This is a genomic window from Oleiphilus messinensis (genome assembly GCF_002162375.1).
Classification (GTDB): Bacteria; Pseudomonadota; Gammaproteobacteria; order Pseudomonadales; family Oleiphilaceae; genus Oleiphilus; species Oleiphilus messinensis.
Genome location: NZ_CP021425.1, coordinates 1,549,982 through 1,567,389, shown reverse-complemented (window position 1 = coordinate 1,567,389; position 17,408 = coordinate 1,549,982). Strand labels below are relative to the sequence as shown.

The 17,408-nt window shown below is 48.9% G+C and carries 10 protein-coding genes; 6 read left to right on the top strand and 4 right to left on the bottom strand.

All coding sequences use genetic code 11. The annotated features are described in order from the left end of the window. Positions 1-32: 32 nt before the first annotated feature. Together OLMES_RS06785 and OLMES_RS06780 are read left to right on the top strand one after the other, a co-directional pair. On the top strand, positions 33-4,730 hold the full coding sequence (locus OLMES_RS06785) for a DUF1800 domain-containing protein (RefSeq protein WP_087460570.1): 4,698 nt from the start codon (positions 33-35) through the stop codon (positions 4,728-4,730). A gap of 13 nt (positions 4,731-4,743) precedes the next feature. Beyond that, positions 4,744-5,994, top strand: coding sequence for a DUF1501 domain-containing protein (locus OLMES_RS06780; RefSeq protein WP_087460569.1), 1,251 nt, complete (start codon positions 4,744-4,746; stop codon positions 5,992-5,994). A gap of 75 nt (positions 5,995-6,069) precedes the next feature. On the opposite strand, the gene OLMES_RS06775 is transcribed toward OLMES_RS06780, so the two are convergent. Next, positions 6,070-6,477 carry a PaaI family thioesterase gene (locus OLMES_RS06775; RefSeq protein WP_087460568.1) on the bottom strand — a complete coding sequence of 136 codons (408 nt, stop codon included), beginning with the start codon at positions 6,475-6,477 and terminating at the stop codon, positions 6,070-6,072. Between the two features lie 139 nt (positions 6,478-6,616). Between OLMES_RS06775 and OLMES_RS06770 the strand changes: the two genes are divergently transcribed. Further along, entirely contained in the window at positions 6,617-7,414 is a 798-nt protein-coding gene (locus OLMES_RS06770) for a hypothetical protein (protein ID WP_087460567.1), read from the top strand. A 61-nt stretch (positions 7,415-7,475) separates the two neighbouring features. On the opposite strand, the gene OLMES_RS06765 is transcribed toward OLMES_RS06770, so the two are convergent. The 3 genes from OLMES_RS06765 to OLMES_RS06755 form a co-directional block, all read right to left on the bottom strand. Continuing rightward, positions 7,476-10,460 carry a serine/threonine-protein kinase gene (locus OLMES_RS06765; protein WP_087460566.1) on the bottom strand — a complete coding sequence of 995 codons (2,985 nt, stop codon included), beginning with the start codon at positions 10,458-10,460 and terminating at the stop codon, positions 7,476-7,478. Positions 10,461-10,694: 234 nt separating this feature from the next. Beyond that, a complete protein-coding gene (locus OLMES_RS06760) occupies positions 10,695-11,255 on the bottom strand; it encodes an HNH endonuclease (protein ID WP_087460565.1) in 561 nt (186 codons plus the stop codon). Positions 11,256-12,550: 1,295 nt separating this feature from the next. Further along, complete coding sequence (locus OLMES_RS06755; protein WP_087460564.1) at positions 12,551-14,344, bottom strand: response regulator; 1,794 nt, start codon at positions 14,342-14,344, stop codon at positions 12,551-12,553. 210 nt (positions 14,345-14,554) lie between these two features. Here OLMES_RS06755 and OLMES_RS06750 point away from each other — a divergent pair, with 210 nt between their 5' ends. The 3 genes from OLMES_RS06750 to OLMES_RS06740 are packed head-to-tail and all read left to right on the top strand — an operon-like array spanning position 14,555 to position 17,392. Further along, entirely contained in the window at positions 14,555-15,004 is a 450-nt protein-coding gene (locus OLMES_RS06750) for a type 2 periplasmic-binding domain-containing protein (RefSeq protein WP_087460563.1), read from the top strand. Between the two features lie 26 nt (positions 15,005-15,030). Then, positions 15,031-16,812, top strand: a complete 1,782-nt coding sequence (rtcR, locus tag OLMES_RS06745) for an RNA repair transcriptional activator RtcR (protein WP_087460562.1) — start codon at positions 15,031-15,033, stop codon at positions 16,810-16,812. After that, entirely contained in the window at positions 16,796-17,392 is a 597-nt protein-coding gene (locus OLMES_RS06740; RefSeq protein ID WP_157678195.1) for a DUF938 domain-containing protein, read from the top strand. Before rtcR ends, OLMES_RS06740 begins: the two co-directional genes overlap by 17 nt. The last annotated feature ends 16 nt before the right edge of the window (positions 17,393-17,408 follow it).

Below are 17,408 nucleotides of genomic sequence, written 5' to 3'. Positions count from 1 at the left end.
GTTAGGCAAAAACACAAGCTGAGGGAAATACGATGATAGTTCAGACACGGATACCCCTGTGGCAACAAGTGCAATGGATATTCTCCATTGTGCTGTTGTTAATGGGCATATCGGCACACGCCAGTCAGGTCAACCTGTCTCTGGTCGACGCCAAAACTCAGGCCCCGCTGGATGGCCAAAGAATTGATGTATATGTCGTCGAAGGTGACGGCCAGAAGTGGGCTGCAAAGCAAACTACGGATGCACAGGGTAACGCCCAGTTTACTTTGGAGGGATTGGGTGCCGGTACGAACTACATTGCCTATACTCGCGTGTTTAATGAGTATCGGGTTGCCCAACCACTCACAAACAGCGGCCAATTAACCTGGGCAGTGGGAGCCCTGCAAGTTCAGGTTAAAGATGGCAGCCAATCGAGTCACCCCCCACTGGCGAATACCCGCATTGATATCAACGTGCGCCAGTCTGACGGCAAATACAAATGGTTCTCGGCCGCGACCACGGATAATCAGGGACAGTTAAGAATCGACCTACCCGGTTTAGGAAGTGGCGAAGTCTACATACTCAAAGGAAAAAGCCAGGTTACCGGGCGTCATAAAAGCAGTTCGGAAATTACAAATACCAGCGACTTTACCTTCATCGTAGGCAATCCGCCATTAAGGGTTCAACTTTCCGATGCACACTCGGGCGACAACCTGGCGAACATCGAAGTAACGGCCTACGAGAAACTCCTGGATGGCTCCTCAAAATGGGCAGATCGGCTGACCACCGATGATCAGGGGCGTGTCGATTTTGACCTCGACGGACTTGGATCGGGACGCACCTACTATCTGAAAACCAAAGTGTACAATAACTATTGGGCATATTCTGAAGCCCTAACACAACCGACCTCATTGAATTGGCCGATTGGTTCTTTCGTTGCACGGGTTCTCGATGGCAGTCAATCGGGTCATCCTCCTTTGGGTGATACCAACGTGACCATCCAGAAACGGAATGAGGACGGGAATTTCAAATGGTTCTCATCTGCGCTTTCCGACAGTAACGGAACCCTGCGCCTCAATTTGCCCGACCTGGGTGAGGGTGCAGTGTATCGATTGAGTGTTAAAAGTGTTACCAACAATCAAACAAAATACAGTAACCCGATTGAAAACTTGAATCCAGTCGACTTCATTGTCGGTAATCTCGCCCTGACGACGACACTGAAAGATGCTGAAACCGGAGCCCTGCTCAGCGATGTCAAGATCAGTGCCTACGAGGTTTTGGCCGATGGTTCTCAAAAGTGGGCCAATCAACAGGTCACCGATGCTTCAGGTATTGCACATTTTGATCTGCCTGGTCTCGGCTCTGGTCGCAAATACCGGCTATACACCAAGGTATTCAGCGATTTCAAGGCAAATACGGCTATCATCGCTGAACCGGGGAACTTCCCATGGTCAATTGGCACTGTACGGATCTCAGTATTAAATGGAAATGTCTCGCCAGCAACCGCTCTTTCCGAACAAAAGGTAATCATCGAACAACAAAGTGATGGCAAATTCAGCTGGTACCGCCAACTCAACACCGACAGCGAAGGGCGCATCAAAGTAGATCTTCCTGAACTTGGTTCTGGAACCCAATACCGCATCAAAACAAAGAGTCTGGCAGATGGACAATACAAATACAGCAACCCCATCACCGGCCCGGGTGACTACCAGTTTATTGTCGGCTCCACCCCGTTGCAGATTACTTTGGTTGATGATCAGACTGGAACTGCCCTGACAGATTTGCCGGTAACCGTATATGAAGTACTCAGCGATGGCAGCACAAAGTGGACTATACAACGGAACAGCGACGCCCAGGGAACCGTCACATTTGATTTGAACGGACTGGGTGAAAACCGAAGCTATCGCTTGAAAGCCAAAGCGTTCAATAACTACAGCTATTATTCCCCGGTCTACACCGAAGCCAAATCAGAAACCCTGCGATTGGGAAAAGTTAGAGTCGCTGTTTCCGATGGTAGTCAGGACAATCACCCGCCGCTGACCGATACTGCGGTAACGATTAGCAAACAGAAACCGGATGGCAAGTTTGGCTGGTTCGCCAATGCCACAACGGACCAGCAAGGCCAGTTAAAACTGGACCTTCCTGAACTGGATAACGGCGCAGTTTATCGGTTGTCGACCAAAAGCCTGGTTGCAGATAGCACAAAATACAGCGATGAGATTACCGCCAATGGCAGCTATCAGTTTGTCGTAGGTAATCCAGCCGTGACCGTACATTTGTTCAATGCCTTGACTGGCACCAGTTTGAGCCAGCAAAAGGTCACCGCTTATGAGCTGATGGCAGACGGCAGTAAAGTATGGCGAAAAGCGGGCGATACGGACTCGAATGGGCGCCTGACTTATGATCTGGATGGCCTGGAAGATGGCCGACGTTATGTCCTTAAAACGGCACCTTACAATGGCGGCTCTGTTTACAGCGCTGAAATTCCTGGTTATGGCAACTTTGATTTCCCGGTTGGAGCACTCCCGGTAACGCTCGTAGACAAAGACACCGCAGCCGTGCTCGCCAATCGCAAGATCACCGCATACCAGATCCTGCCGGAAGGGAAATTAAACTGGTATAAACAAAGTGAGACGGATACCCAGGGACGAATTATTTTTGACCTTGAAGGATTGGCCATGGGCGAATCATTTGTATTCAAAAGTTACAATCCCTTCGGTGAAAACAAAAGTTACTACAGCGGCGTAATTCGTGCGGAAGGCGAATACCGCTTCGAGATTCAAAAAGGTGAAACCGACAAGCCTGATCTGGTCTTCCCGGAAGTCGCGATTACTTCGCCAACAGCACAAAGCGAAGTACCCGCAAGAGGATTTGTGCTCAGGGGTACCGCTTCGGACAACGAGCTGCTCAGCTCAGTCGAGATCACGATTAACTCTGCAGGTAAACCGGCGTTTACAGGCACCGCAGAGTTCGAACCCCAGACCGGTGAATGGCAATATTTCGTGACCGAAGCACAGCTGACACCGGAAAACATTACTGATATCACGGTTGTCGCACTGGATGGCGTCAACAATGCCAGTGAAGCACAGGCACGCTATACCGTTGCGGAGGTACTCGCAGACCTGACACCGCCGGAAATCACAATCACCTCGCACCAGGACAATGACAGTATCAAGAAAACCGGCGTAACGCTGCAAGGTAATGCTACAGACGACGTGGGTATCCAAAGCTTGTTTGCCACCGTTGTTGACCCCGTTCAGGGTCGCATTGTAGACAACAAAGCGCTGGCTTTCGATTTGGACAATGGTCACTTCGAACTTGTTCTGTTAAACGGCCAGCTGACCGTTGATGCACAGATTGAGGTTACATTGTCGGCGACAGATGACTCAGGGAAGACAACCAATCTGACTCAACACTACAGAGTCATCGCCGCACCTAATGAGCCACTGCAAATGGCCAATCGTTTAACCTTCGGGATGACCCCCGACTTACTGGCACATCTTGAAGCGGTAGGCCCGGATATTTTCCTGAATGAACAGCTCAACCCGGATCGAATCGACAATGCCGTATTTGACATGCTGATCGCCGGGAGCAATCCGCAAACCGAAGATGAGCTGAAATGGCATACACTGCAATACATGCTGTTCAGTGAGCGACAACTACAGGAAGTTCTGACGCAATTCTGGGACAACCATTTCAACACAGCGTTGAGTCGGCATGGTGAAGTCGCTTATGAAGTGGCCGAAAACAATGGTTTCCGTCAGCATGCTCTAGGACAATTCCGGGATCTGCTGGAAGTCAGCGCTAAAAGCCCCGCCATGATTCTGTATCTCAACAACGCTGAAAACGTGAAATCAGCTCCCAACGAGAACTATGCACGGGAGCTGATGGAGCTGCATACTCTGGGTGTCGATGGCGGCTACACGTCAACCGATGTGGCCGAAGTTGCACGGGCCTTTACCGGCTGGCATGTGCAGGCAGACCGGTTCTTCTTCAATGCCGGGGAGCATGATGAACAACCCAAAACGGTATTAGGCCAAAGCCTGACCCAAGGGGGCCTTGCCGATGGCGAAGAAGTACTCGATATTCTCGCCAGTCACCCCGCCACCGCACGGTTTATCTGTACTAAACTGGCGCAGCTGTTAATCACAGACAATCCACCGGAGTCGTTGGTAAGCAGTTGTCAAAGTGATTTTCTGGCCAGTGGTGGAAATATTGCCAGTGTCGTTGAAGGCCTGATTCATTCCCCCCTGTTTGCCAGCAATGAGCAGTTCCGCAACAAAGTGAAAACGCCATTGGAGATGGTAACCACACTGGTGCGTAACTTTACCGCCAATGTCGATCCGATTGCGATGGACAGAGGAATGCGCGCGATGGGCATGAACCTGTTTGCTAATCAGGTACCCACGGGCTGGTCCGAACTGGGAGAGGACTGGATCAACAGCAATCTGATGTTGCAACGGGCGCGCTTTGTCAATCAAGTGGCCTACAACACCAATCCCCAAAACGGTATTTACATTGATATTCGAGGCCATATGCAAGTAGCAGGCATGACCTCTGCAGAGGCAATCGTGGCTTATCTCTTCGATTTGGCATTTGCCGGAGACTACAGTGAAACCGAATTCGCAATCGGAGTGAATATCCTCAACGAAAACGGAACTGAATTCGATCTCAATGCCCCTGATGCTGAACTGAGACTCAGAAGCCTGTTAGGCCATGTTCTCAGTTTCCCCGGCTACCAATTTCAATAAGGAGGAATGAGCCATGAATAGACGAAGATTCTTCAAAACCATGCTCACGGCCACGGCGGGCACCATGGCCGCGATTTCCGGAAATCCCTTTTCGGCGAAAATTAAACTTGCCCAGGCGGCAACAGGTAAAACGGTCGTTATCCTGTTCCAGAGAGGCGGATGTGATGGTTTGAATACCTGTATACCCTATGGAGATTCAGCGTACTACAGCCTGCGTCCTACCATCGCGGTTGCCCCCCCCAGCTCTAACAGCGCTTCTGCCCTGGATCTGGATGGCTACTTTGGACTGCATCCAGGCTTACAAAGTCTGATGCCAATCTGGGATGCCGGAGATCTGGCAGTCATGCCTGCAGTTCACTATCCGGATGGCAGCCGCTCACACTTTGACTCCCAGCAATATATTGAGAGCGGCTATTCCAGTCGTAATCTGGATGGCTGGTTAAACCGGTATCTGCAAATGACACCCGGTCCGGGGGATATGCGTGCTGTCAGCTTCGGCTCCGACCTGGCTCAGGCACTGCGGGGCGATGTCACGGTGTCCTCCATCGAGGATTTAAACAGCTTTGATCTTGGCATTCCGCAAAGTGATAGTGACCGGTTACTGGGCAACTTGTCAGCGGTCTATGATCAACTGAGCACTGAGGGACGGGCCAGCCGGGAGTTGGTGAAACGATTCGGAAGCCGACTCATTCATGATATGAGTGCATTACGGGATATTGATGCCAGCACCTATGTTCCGGAAAATGGTGCTCAGTACCCCAGCCACAGTACAGGCCGGCAACTGCAACAAGTCGCCCAGCTGATCAAATCAGGTGTTGGCCTTGAAGCGGCTACTGTCAGCATCGGGGGATGGGACACCCACTCCAATCAAGGTGGCGGGGAAGCAACGGGCGGCCACTATCGCTCGCACACCCGATTTGCAGAGAGTATTGGGGCATTCTACCAAGACCTGGGCAACCGCATGAGCGATGTGATTCTACTCACCTGCACCGAGTTTGGTCGCACCGCACAGGAGAATGGCAGTCGCGGCACAGACCATGGCTACGCATCAACATGGTTTGCTCTAGGTGGCGGCATTCGAGGAGGCGTTTACGGTGCCTGGCCAGGACTGGCGACAGATCAACTGCATGATGGTCGTTATCTGGAGATGAGCCTGGATTACCGGAATGTATTTGGCGATATCCTAACCCAGCATATGCTGACCAATAATCTGGAACTGGTACTGCCGGGCCATACCTATCAAGGTGTGGGCTTGTTTGCCTGATTCTCCGCACACCACAATAAACTCGTTCGTCAGAACAGGTTCACACAGCAATGTGTGAACCTGCCTGCGGGGGGGTTATCTTGCTGGCGGCAGGGCGTAGGTGCCAACTGCATGGGCGACGGGCTCATCCATCCCCTCTGAAAAGAGGTAAACATCCCCAACCGCCAAGGTTTTTCCCACTTTCATCAATTGGCATCGGCCGATGATATCCCGGTCTGATACCGGCTTTCGCAAGAAACTGACATTCAAATTAGTCGTCACCGCCAGTGGCACGATCCCGATTTCGCCAAGAATGGCCACATACAACGCGAAATCCGCCACCATCATCAAAGTGGGTCCGGATACGGTACCACCGGGACGTAATTGATCATGCCCGACCTGGTGCCGAACGATCGCCGATTTTTCACCAACCTGCTCAACTACACCCTTACTTTGCGGAAAATCTTTTTCCAGAAACCGGGTAATCTCTTCAACTGTTGCCACTTTATTCTCCAATACTGCGTTGTATACATTGAACTCTGACTCAGGGTGTGCGACGCTTCACGCCGCTATCTCAATCTCTTAGGGATAATTAAAAAAACACTGATTTAGCTCGTTATTTTGCGAAACAAGGAACCTAGCAATGAGAAAACACCTTCAGCTTATTACTTTAGGGATAATCGCCGTACCCGCTGCAACTGCCTATGCAGATGAAACTGTCCAAATGAACAATTTTCTTTCTGAATTGTTATTCGTGCCCCGCGCCGAAATCGGCATGAGTGACTTTTCCCTGCGCTTTAAAGGTATGGTACCCGAACCCAATGGTAGAACGGTAAATGCCTATAACAAATTCATCACGGATCACATCGTCACCCGCTTCGGCGGTTCATTGATTTTTCAGAATGTATTCCTGGACGCATACTATCAAACCGTATCCGATGAGCAAACGATGCAAATGTTTCCTGAATTGGGTTTGATCGAAAACTGGCTTGCAGAGCGGGATGAAATAAACATTACGCTTGGCATGAGTATCTTTGATTCCGCCAGTGTTTTTGTCGGCTACCGGGATGTGGAAATCGAAGCCAACGGCGTCAACGGCTCTCACTATCTTTTTACAAATGACGGCTATTACATTGGTGGCAGCTATCGTTGGGATATTACCGAATCCGGTTCCATCGCATTAAATGCCGGTTTTTCAGTTTTAGACGCCAAACTTGAAGAAAGTTTGTTTGGCAGCCAACTCCCCACTGGCAGAGGAGACGGTACCGGATTCAAATTCGGAATTAGCTGGCGGGATATGTTGAACGAACGTATTGGCTATACACTTCAGTTTGACCGCTACAACTATGACCACGAGATCATCAATCGCGAGGGTAATATTGATGCAGACATGGAAGAACAGGAAATTTCCATGCGCCTCGGTCTGTTCACGCTAATCTAAGTACGACTCAAACGTCCTTTCAGCATAGCTTGCCCAATACTTTCATCTTGCTATGCTGAAATCAGTATACATTCAGGCTTTTAACAGCATTCTGCTTACTTTTCAATCCTTCCAAATGGCTGCGAACGGCCTCTGCCAAAACGTTTAATTTATCACTGTGCAACTCTATTTTGGTCACTTCAGTCAACAAGTTGCTGGCCATCGCGAACTCACCGTCAGCAATCGCAGACTCTATGACTTTTTCAAATTCAAGGGTGAGCTTCTGCTCTGCATCACGAACTGCTTCGCCTTCAGAGTGGGCCTGTTTCGCTTGTTGCAAGTAGTCCGCTGCAGTATACAAATTGATTCGTTGGCGCTCTAGAGATGGCTGATTTCGCAATGCCTGAATCTCACGCTCCAGCAAAACCAGCTTTCGTCCCGATACGCGTTGCTTATCAAGTTGCACCTGCAAATTGGCATGATTTCGCCGTAACCAAAGCGCAAACTGATCTGTAAACGGCATATGATCCACCAGCTTATCTGCGGTGATCAATAGTTTTTCAGCCTTCTTGTAGTCAGCGTGTCCCATCAAATGAGCAATTGCCGAGTCCAGTAATTCCTGAATCAGGGACTGTTCTTGCGGCTTCCATTTAACGCTCTGCAAACGAGCAGTCTCATCAGAAATGCTTTCGCTCAGCTTGGCCAGTTTTTGCAACAGTTCATTCAATTCCACCGCTGAAATCGGGCGCTCCCGGAAGGCTTCCAGTTTTTCAAACTGAGTTTTGATCTCCACAGCATACAACTTGTAGCGTTCAATACTGGCGAGTCGCACCTCGATAGATTTCGTTTTTGGATAGAAAGACTGGATTTTCAGCGCGTAGGCACTGGCGCGCTCATACTGGCCCGTTGCAATATAATCATCCACCTGCTTGACCAGCAAGGCGAGCAATGAACGCTTAAGCGTCTGGGTTGTTTTATCGCCGGGCTGAAGTCGGAGAATACGATTATAGAGTGCCAGGGCATTTTCTTGGTCAGGTTCAATGTATTGCCCCTGACTACGAAATGCTGCAGCCCTTTGCACGAGCAGCTGTATCGATTTCCTGTGAGTATCCTGCTGTTGTTTTATCTCGGCGACACGTGCCTGAAGACCTTGGCCGGAGTCAGTCTCTACGGCATAACGCTCCGTCAAACGCTGCAGAAACGAGATTGCAGTCTCAACGCCAGCAAAGTGGCGCGCTTCCAACTGTTCCTCACCCCAGCGCAAAACGCCACGACTCACCTGCTCGGCGATGGCTGTCAATTGCGGCTCTTCCACCCCGAGTGCAACCGAGAGCGCCTGCAATTCATTTTCGGCAACTTTGAATTCTCGCTGCTTCAGGGCCGTCGATATAATGACCTGCCGATCAGATAAATAAGTATTTCGTTGTAAAGCATAGTCAGCCTCCATCCCTGTAGCATGTTCATTGGAGTCCCCCAAAACCCGTTGAATCACGCGCAGTAATGACAGCGCCTGGACGAAATTTTTACTTTGCAACGCATCGTAAAAGGACTGCTCCAGCCCTTTGACAGTATCTTCAGACGCCTGCTGTTGATCGTTTCCGGCGGAAATACGCATCACCTCCTGACGAAGTGAAAGTTCCAGATCCGAAAGGTTCGCGACTCTGTGGTAATTCTGAATTTGACTGGCACGGTCAAGCCACAATGTAGCTAAATCAATCTCTTTTTTCTGAATCGCAGCCTGCGCCTTGGACAGGCATAACGAAAGCAACCGGCGCAAGCTGGACTGCCCTCGTGCGTGATCGGGCGCCAGCTCTGATATTTTTTGCAAATAGTCGAACGCATTATTGCCGACAGGATTGAAAAGCCTGTTGTCGATAATTGCGGCGTCCGCCTGCAGCAAAAGCTGTTTGATTTCTAACGCATGACTTTCCTGCCGCAGCACTTCACGGGGGGTTTCACCGAACCGAAAGGCATCGAGATTGAGGAGCAAAAGACCCGCCATGAGCACCAGTCCCAGCAAACTTGCCAACATTAACCGTGACGAAAGCAGCTGTTGGAACAAGCCAGCCTGATCAAACTCGGAATAGGTAGAATGGGAACGTCGCCTGTTTTTCGACGGTACTGCGCGATCACGATTAAAGCCTGCAGAGGTCTGAGGTTTGGCTCCGGACAACTTCACCGGCCTGAACTCTAATTCACGTAACGCTTCATCGCTATCGATTAACTTCTCAACTTCATAAATGCTGTCAATAAATTCATTGCCATCCTGAAATCGATCCCTGGGTTCCTTGGCCAGCGCTTTTTCTAAAAGCCCCTGGAACACAGCAAGATCTGTGGGCAACTTGGGTACTGGTCGAGTCACATGCTGCACACTGGTAGCAACTGCCGTCTCGCCCAGGAAGGGTACCGCTCCGGTCAACATCTCGTAAAGAATAATCCCGACACTGTATAAGTCGGAACGTCCGTCGACTCCCGTCGCCTGGGCTTGTTCAGGACTCATGTAATTGGGTGAACCAATGACGGTTCCAGTTAGTGTCATATCCGTATCGGAAGGGCGAATCGGCCGGGCGATACCGAAATCGGACAGGAGCGGAAATCCGGCATCCCTGAACAGAATATTTTCAGGCTTGATATCCCTGTGCACAAAACCCGCCGCTGCCGCATACTGCAGTGCTGATAGAATCTGGGTTAAAATCTTTAACCCTTCTCCCAGCGTGAGGCCCGACTCAACACGATGCCTAAGATCCCCCTCTCTGAGATATTCCATCGAAATATAATAAACATCGTCGGCACAGGACACATCATATACAGAAACAATATTGGGGTGGTTTAGTTTCGCGGCAATACGCGCTTCCCGCAAGAAACGGGCACCGAATGCAGGGTCAGTCAGAAGTTGATCGGAGAGTACTTTGACAGCAACTTCCCGTTGGAAATTTTCCTGTATGGCAAGGTAGATTGTTGCCATACCCCCTCGGCCAATAGGACGGATTATTTTATAGTTTTTTATATTCGGCGTTTTCACGGTACACACCAGCTTATCGACTGAGTCCAACAGCCTCAGGCCCATCCAGAGCTCTTCCCCGCAATTGCGGAGCGCTAAAGCGCCACAGTATAACGCGCAATTGGATTTTTTTTAAATCGCACGTATCAGGAACTGAATCCCGTAGACAACGCTCTCCAATCATCATAGTCTGGCTGGCCACAAGTTCAATTTTGTGGGCGAGATTCCTTCTTTTAAAAAGGCCCCACTCTACAAACCTGGAACATCTGAAAACACAGTCCAGACAGCTCGCCACAAGCGCTACTGAATTCGCTGTAAAATCTGTGTACCGAACCCGGCTTTTAAAAAGTCCATTTGATCCGCGAGAATATGTCTGTTGGCCAGATACAGATACTCATGTCGACTCGGCACAAACGGTATTGCCAGCAGTGCCATTCCAGCTTCTTCAGGGGTTCGGTTACTCTTGAAACTGTTGCATCGTTTACAACTGGTAATCACGTTACCCCATTCATCGCGTCCACCGCGGGAAGCAGGCATAATATGATCACGACTTAACATTTCGAAGACAAACTGCTTACCACAGTACATGCAAATACAACCATCACGGCGGAACAACATTCGGTTCGTCAGGGGAGGGATATCGGCATGACTTTTGTCACAACCGGTAGTGGCAACAATGGCGGGCAAACTCAAGCGGGACTGGTTTCCGGTGGCATTTTTGCCGCCCCGTAATTCCATAATCGGCATCCCGGTCGACCAGACCACACGGTCATTACAAATCAGCGTTGCGGCTTCATGTGGAAAGAGCCACTCCATGGGATGCCCCGATTTGTCTACACGCAAAATTCTTGGGGTATTCATCGTCAATCCTCGTCGCTGGCTGACCTGCACGGCTAATCAGAAGCTTTCGCCAAGTTCGTGAAGCGCGCAAAATCGGGCCTTGTTAAAGGGGGACTAAGGTATTTAAAAGACTACATCACCAATAAGACACGAGAAATATTGCATTTCTTATACAACAGTATAGATTGAATGTCGATTATTTAATAATCAGTAAATTGGACAGGCTAGTTCTACCAGAACCTTGAATACAAAACATTGAATAGTTCAGGTAAGCCTGATATCCGGAGTGGTGGATGCCCCGTTGAGTATCTGAGTTAAACGATCTCGATTACACCAAACAGGGCAAGTTAGTAAAAAAGATGAGTCATGCAATCACTCCAATAGAACTCACTGCTTGTGAGCAATCCCGGTGCCAATGCGACTCAGGCAATTAGTTGTTAGACAAAACAGCGACGTAGTCGATATCAGAATCGTATTCCATCGTTCTCTCCTTATCTTCGTTGTTAATTTTCCAAAATTAATAAACCAATCCAAAACATCACGAAGGATGATTCAAACTGCCCCACACCCCCATGATAATGAATCATTTTGATGCTTTGTTATGTACTCCGAGATGTCACACGACACTTTAATCATGCTGCCCAAATAAAAAGCACATAAAAAAACCCGGTAAGCCTGTGAGCCTGCCGGGTTTTCTCTGCGCCAATTCGGGGCTAAGTCAACTTCGGAAGGCTCTTCCCTCCGAAGCAACCAGGCTACGAAAGGGAATCAGCTTTTGATTTGCAAATCCAGCGGACCACGCTAAATCGAACAAAACAGTCGTGATGCAGCACTGCAGGGAAAGCATCATCACGGACATCAACAATAGAAATCGAATTTACGTGTTGCGCACAGGCAAATTCGCTACGTTGATTAATCTTGATCATCTTCATAGACACTGTCGTTCGTAGAAAAGGTTAAACACAAGGTATTTGCAAATACCGGCAAAAAACTCATTAAAGGAAAACGCCTTTAAATGGAGACGACTAAAATAATACATATTCCGTGCCAACTTTTAAACAACCCCTAAAAAAGCAGAGAAAATTGCAGCAAATAATACAAAAACAATAGCATGATGGTGAATTCATGGCTTGGAAGGCGAACGGGCAAGCCAAAATTGGCTGCTTTTGAGCTACTGATACTGAAATTCAGCAGCAAGAATGCCACATTTGTGGGATCTACACGCTTAACAAATGATCATGACACTTTTAGAAGAGTTCGATACCTTTTAATAAAAGCCATACACCCCCAAAATTAAAGACAGACAATTACATCCGTTAAATCGACAAAGGTCTGGTTTTATCAGGGCAGGCCCGTTCCATGGTTAAAAAATCATGGAGGCACTTTTCGACTACTTTAAAATCGACGGGCTTGCTGATGAACGAATCCATACCTACTGACAAACATTTGTCCCTGTCACTTTCACGGGCATTGGCAGTTACAGCAATAATGGGCACATCACGCTTGGGTTTCTCCAGCTGCCGGATCTGCCGTGTTGCTTCAAAACCATCCATTACCGGCATCTGACAATCCATCAAAATACAACCAATGGCATGTCGCTTGACCTGCTCCACGGCTTCTGCACCATTATTCGCGATCAAGGTATTGTATTTCATTCTTCTCAACATTTTTTCAATGACCATCTGATTCACTTTGTTATCTTCAACAATCAGAACGGTTACTGGTATGGCCGGTTTCGGGATGGTTTGAACGCTCGAAGGACTGCGCACTTGTGCTGCCGAAGAACGCATCTTCACAAACTTGCATGGAAATGAAAACCGAACCCTCACTCCCAACTCTTCTTCCTTGTTCTCGATCCATAATTCTCCCCCCAGACTCTTGGCAACTGACTTGCAAATTGAAAGCCCGATTCCAAGCCCGCCGTGTTTTCGACTAAACGAGCTATCCAGCTGCTGGAACGGTTGCATAATGTCATAAATCATCGCCTCATCAATACCGGGTCCACTGTCGTCCACCTCAAAAAAAACCGTACCGGTTTTATCCGTCATCGAAAGCGACTGGTGGCGCACCGTAAATTTAATCCTGCCCCGCTGGGTAAATTTGAGCGCATTTTCCAGGATACGACGAATCACATGGAGGATTTTTTGTTCATCAGACTCTATGACAATGCCATGGAATTGACTTGAATCGTACTCAAACAGCAGGCCCTTCTTTTCACACTCTCGACACATCAATTTAAGGGGGTAAAACAACATGTCTTCAAGACTGAAGGATTTATAGGTTATTTTGGGTTTATCAGAAATAAAATCGACAAAGGTCAGGATTTCGTCAACTGTACGCACCATTTCCAAAGATGACAGTGATGCAGCATCAATCAATTCTTCCTGCTCCCGTGACGGGGTCGTTTTCTTTAACAGGTTAATGCTGCCCATAATGCCGTTCATGGGCGTTCTTAATTCATGGCTGATTGTGGTGAGAAATGCCTCTTTCAACCGGTTTGTTTTGCCGATTGCATTGAGCACCTGTCGGGAAATGACCCAAGCCCAGAGGAAAAGGCCAAGCAGAACCGTAATCCCGAGTACCGTGCCAATTCGATTGGCCTGCACCATATCTTCCTGAATAAAGTGAAGCTGTAAACGGTAAGCTTCCTGCTGAACATCGAGTATGGCATCAATTTCAGCAATCAAACGATCAAAAGTTGCATTGATTTGCTCAGCGCTCTGCTGATATTCGGCATAACTTTGTGGTGCTGAAGACAGTATATTCGCGAGGGCCTTTGCCTGAGAAACATAAGTCTGGAAATGGAGTCCGATTTCATCCAACTCTGCTTTTTTATCAACCAGTTTCGCTTGAACCCGGTTTAAGTTTGATTGAAAGTCAGATACATATTCAAGCGAGTCTTGAATAAGATATTGATTTTCCAGGTTTATGGCATGGGTCAATGATTCTTTGAATAATTCAGCGTGCTCTTTCAATTGCAACAGGTTTTCAACGACCGGAAATTTATGGTCCAGCAAGTCTTCGATGGTCGCCCGATTCTGGGCCGCCACGAGCACATTGAACAGGAGATAGATAAAAAAACCCAGCCCGCCCAGAAGCGCTATCATCATAATGTAGAGACGGATTCTGTGTTTCTGATCCAAATGCAACCTGATACCTCGACGTAAAGAGGATGGAACAGACGGAACTACGATGGGGTGTGATAACGCACACTTCGTCCCCCACGGTTTTGACGACAAGACGTAATCTGACGACAAGCCCAGCTCTGACTATAATATGATCATGCTGTTTTTTCCACTCCAACCACAAGAGTGTAGACGTTGACAATCCCCACATCGATCATCCGACTGATGATAACAGCCGTCATTGCAGGGCTGACCTCGATCTCTGTCGCAAATGCCGAGATTTCTGTGATTGTGAATCCAAGCAACCCGGTCAATTCGCTGTCCGAACGCCAGGTTCGCAAACTTTTTTTGGGCAAAACAACCCTGTTTCCGTTCACCGAACAGGAGGCTTTGATTATTGACCAGAATCCGAGCCAGGGGGTATACCACTCTTTTTACCGTAATTTATTACATATTAATCCACAAAAGCTTGCCCGCTACCGGGCAGCCTCACTATTCAGCGGGAATGGCCCAGTCCCGCTGGTGTTGGCAGATGATGTAGCGGTAATTGAATTTGTGCTCAACCATCCAGAGGCGATTGGCTATGTTCTCGACCTGAACAATGAATCCAGCGTTAAAACAGTGTATTCTTTTGCGCAAGACTAGACCAATGGGGATGGACAGCGGGCGTCATGAATGCACAGGACTCAGGCAACAATGTTGTGTTTGGATTTCTCGGTACCCAGCTCGATGCGGTATCCAAACGTCGGGGGAAGTTCGACAAGCGCTGGGAGCGCTGGCGACCGACTCTGTCCATTTTACAGCACCCCAAAACCTTCCCTGTATCGCGATTGGTTCTGCTCTACAACGCGAATGAAAGAGACCTGCTTGACACCATTGTTGAAGACTGTCGAATACTCTCCAGCACGGTGGAGCTGGAGCTCAAGGAGCTGAATTTTGACTCGCCCTGGGACATTAATACCGTGTTCCCGATACTCTACAAATTCATCGCGGCCTACCCGTTTAATGTCGAGGAGGAAAGCTACTTTTTTCACCTGACAACCGGTTCACACATCCAGCAAGCTTCTGTTTTTCTCTCGGTGGGTGCCCGATATTTCCCGGGAAAATTATTGCAAAGCGCCCCTGACCGGTCAGCAAACTCTAGTCCAAGCCCAAACAGTAGTCCAAATCCAAAAAACAGTGCAGGTTCAAACAATAAAGCAAACAGCCGCCTTGAAGTTATCGACCTTGATAACGCGCCAAGGGCAATTGCCGATATATTCCGAAAAGCGAAACGCAACAACACGGATTACCTGAAGCACGGCATCCAGACACGCAACAACGCCTTTAACAAGCTCATCACTCAAATCGAGCAGGTCGCGATCCGCTCCAAAGCCCCTATGCTGATTATGGGGCAGACCGGTGCAGGAAAATCCTGGCTCGCATCGAGAATCTATGAATTGAAACGCCGTCGCCTTGATTTGAAGGGCAGCTTTGTTGAAATCAACTGCGCCACGTTACGCGGCGACAACGCAATGAGTACATTGTTTGGCCACAAAAAGGGCGCATTTACCGGTGCCGTTGACAAACGGGATGGCCTGTTACGACGCGCGGACAGGGGCTTGCTCTTTCTGGATGAGATCGGCGAATTGGGTCTGGATGAGCAAGCCATGCTGCTCAGAGCCATTGAGGAAAAACGATTTTTTCCACTGGGTGCAGACAAGGAAGAAGAAAGTGACTTTCAACTCATCGCCGGTACCAACAGAGACCTGCGAATCGAAGTCAAAGAGGGGCGATTCCGGGAAGACCTGTTTGCCCGAATCAACCTGTGGACCTATCGCCTGCCCGGTCTCGCGGAACGGCGGGAAGACATTGAACCGAACATAGACTATGAGCTAAAACATTTTGAAGCCGGACAGGGTATTCGGGTTCGATTCAGCCGTTCGGCAAAAGCACGCTACCTACAGTTTGCCCTGTCCGAAGATGCCAGCTGGACGGGGAACTTCCGCGATCTTAATGCCAGTATCACACGTATGGCAACACTGGCAGAGAGCGGAGAGATCGACGACAATCTGGTCAATGGTGAAATTCAGACCCTACGTTATCTGTGGGGGGATGATCTGCTGCAACCTGAATCCGAAAAAAGCGCATTTTCGCGTGCCCCCAAAGCGCTCACCTCTGCCCAGCTCTCCTCTGCCCAGTTCTCCCCTGCGGTCGCCATTCTGACCAACTATCTTCCGCAAAGTCAGATCGAGTTACTGGATTTGATGGAACAAATTGAACTGAGCACGACAATAATGGCGTGCCTGGAAAGTCATAGTGCAGCAGAAGCCGGGCGTAAACTCTATAACAAGTCTCGGCTCAAGCGAAAAAAAACGAACGATGGTGCACGCGTTATCACCATGCTGGAAAAACATGGCCTAAGCTTCGATCAACTACATGACAGTGAGCACCAAGATGCACAAACCTTTTAGTGAAGCCTGTGAACGAAACAAACAACCGATTTTAGATATATTGAGTCGCTGGTTTGCCGCGCCCGGGAACGTATTGGAAATTGGCTCGGGAACAGGCCAACACAGCGTCCACATTTGTCAAACCTTGCAACATCTACTCTGGCAACCCAGCGAGATACCCGAAACGATTGACGGTACCCGTGCCTGGGTAGCAGAAGCCGGGCTGGGCAACCTGCTTGCACCGATCGAACTGGACCTGTCACAGTGGTTCGGCCATACCACTCAAATGGATTATCTGTTCACCGCCAACACCATTCACTTTGTCAGTTGGCCACTGGTCGAGAATATGGTTCGAGGTGCCAGTAAAACCCTGCCGGGACATGGTAAATTTGCCGTGTATGGGCCTTTCAATGAAAACAACTCATTCACAAGCGTGGGCAATCAGCAGCTGGATAACTGGATTAAAAGCTTTAACCCTGAAGCGGGCTTGAAAAACAGATCGGCGGTGATTGATCTCTTTGTTGACCAGGGCCTACATTGCATCGACACACAAAGCATGCCTGCAAATAACCTGATGCTACTGTTTTCCAGATCAATGTAATCAGAGGCGCACTTCT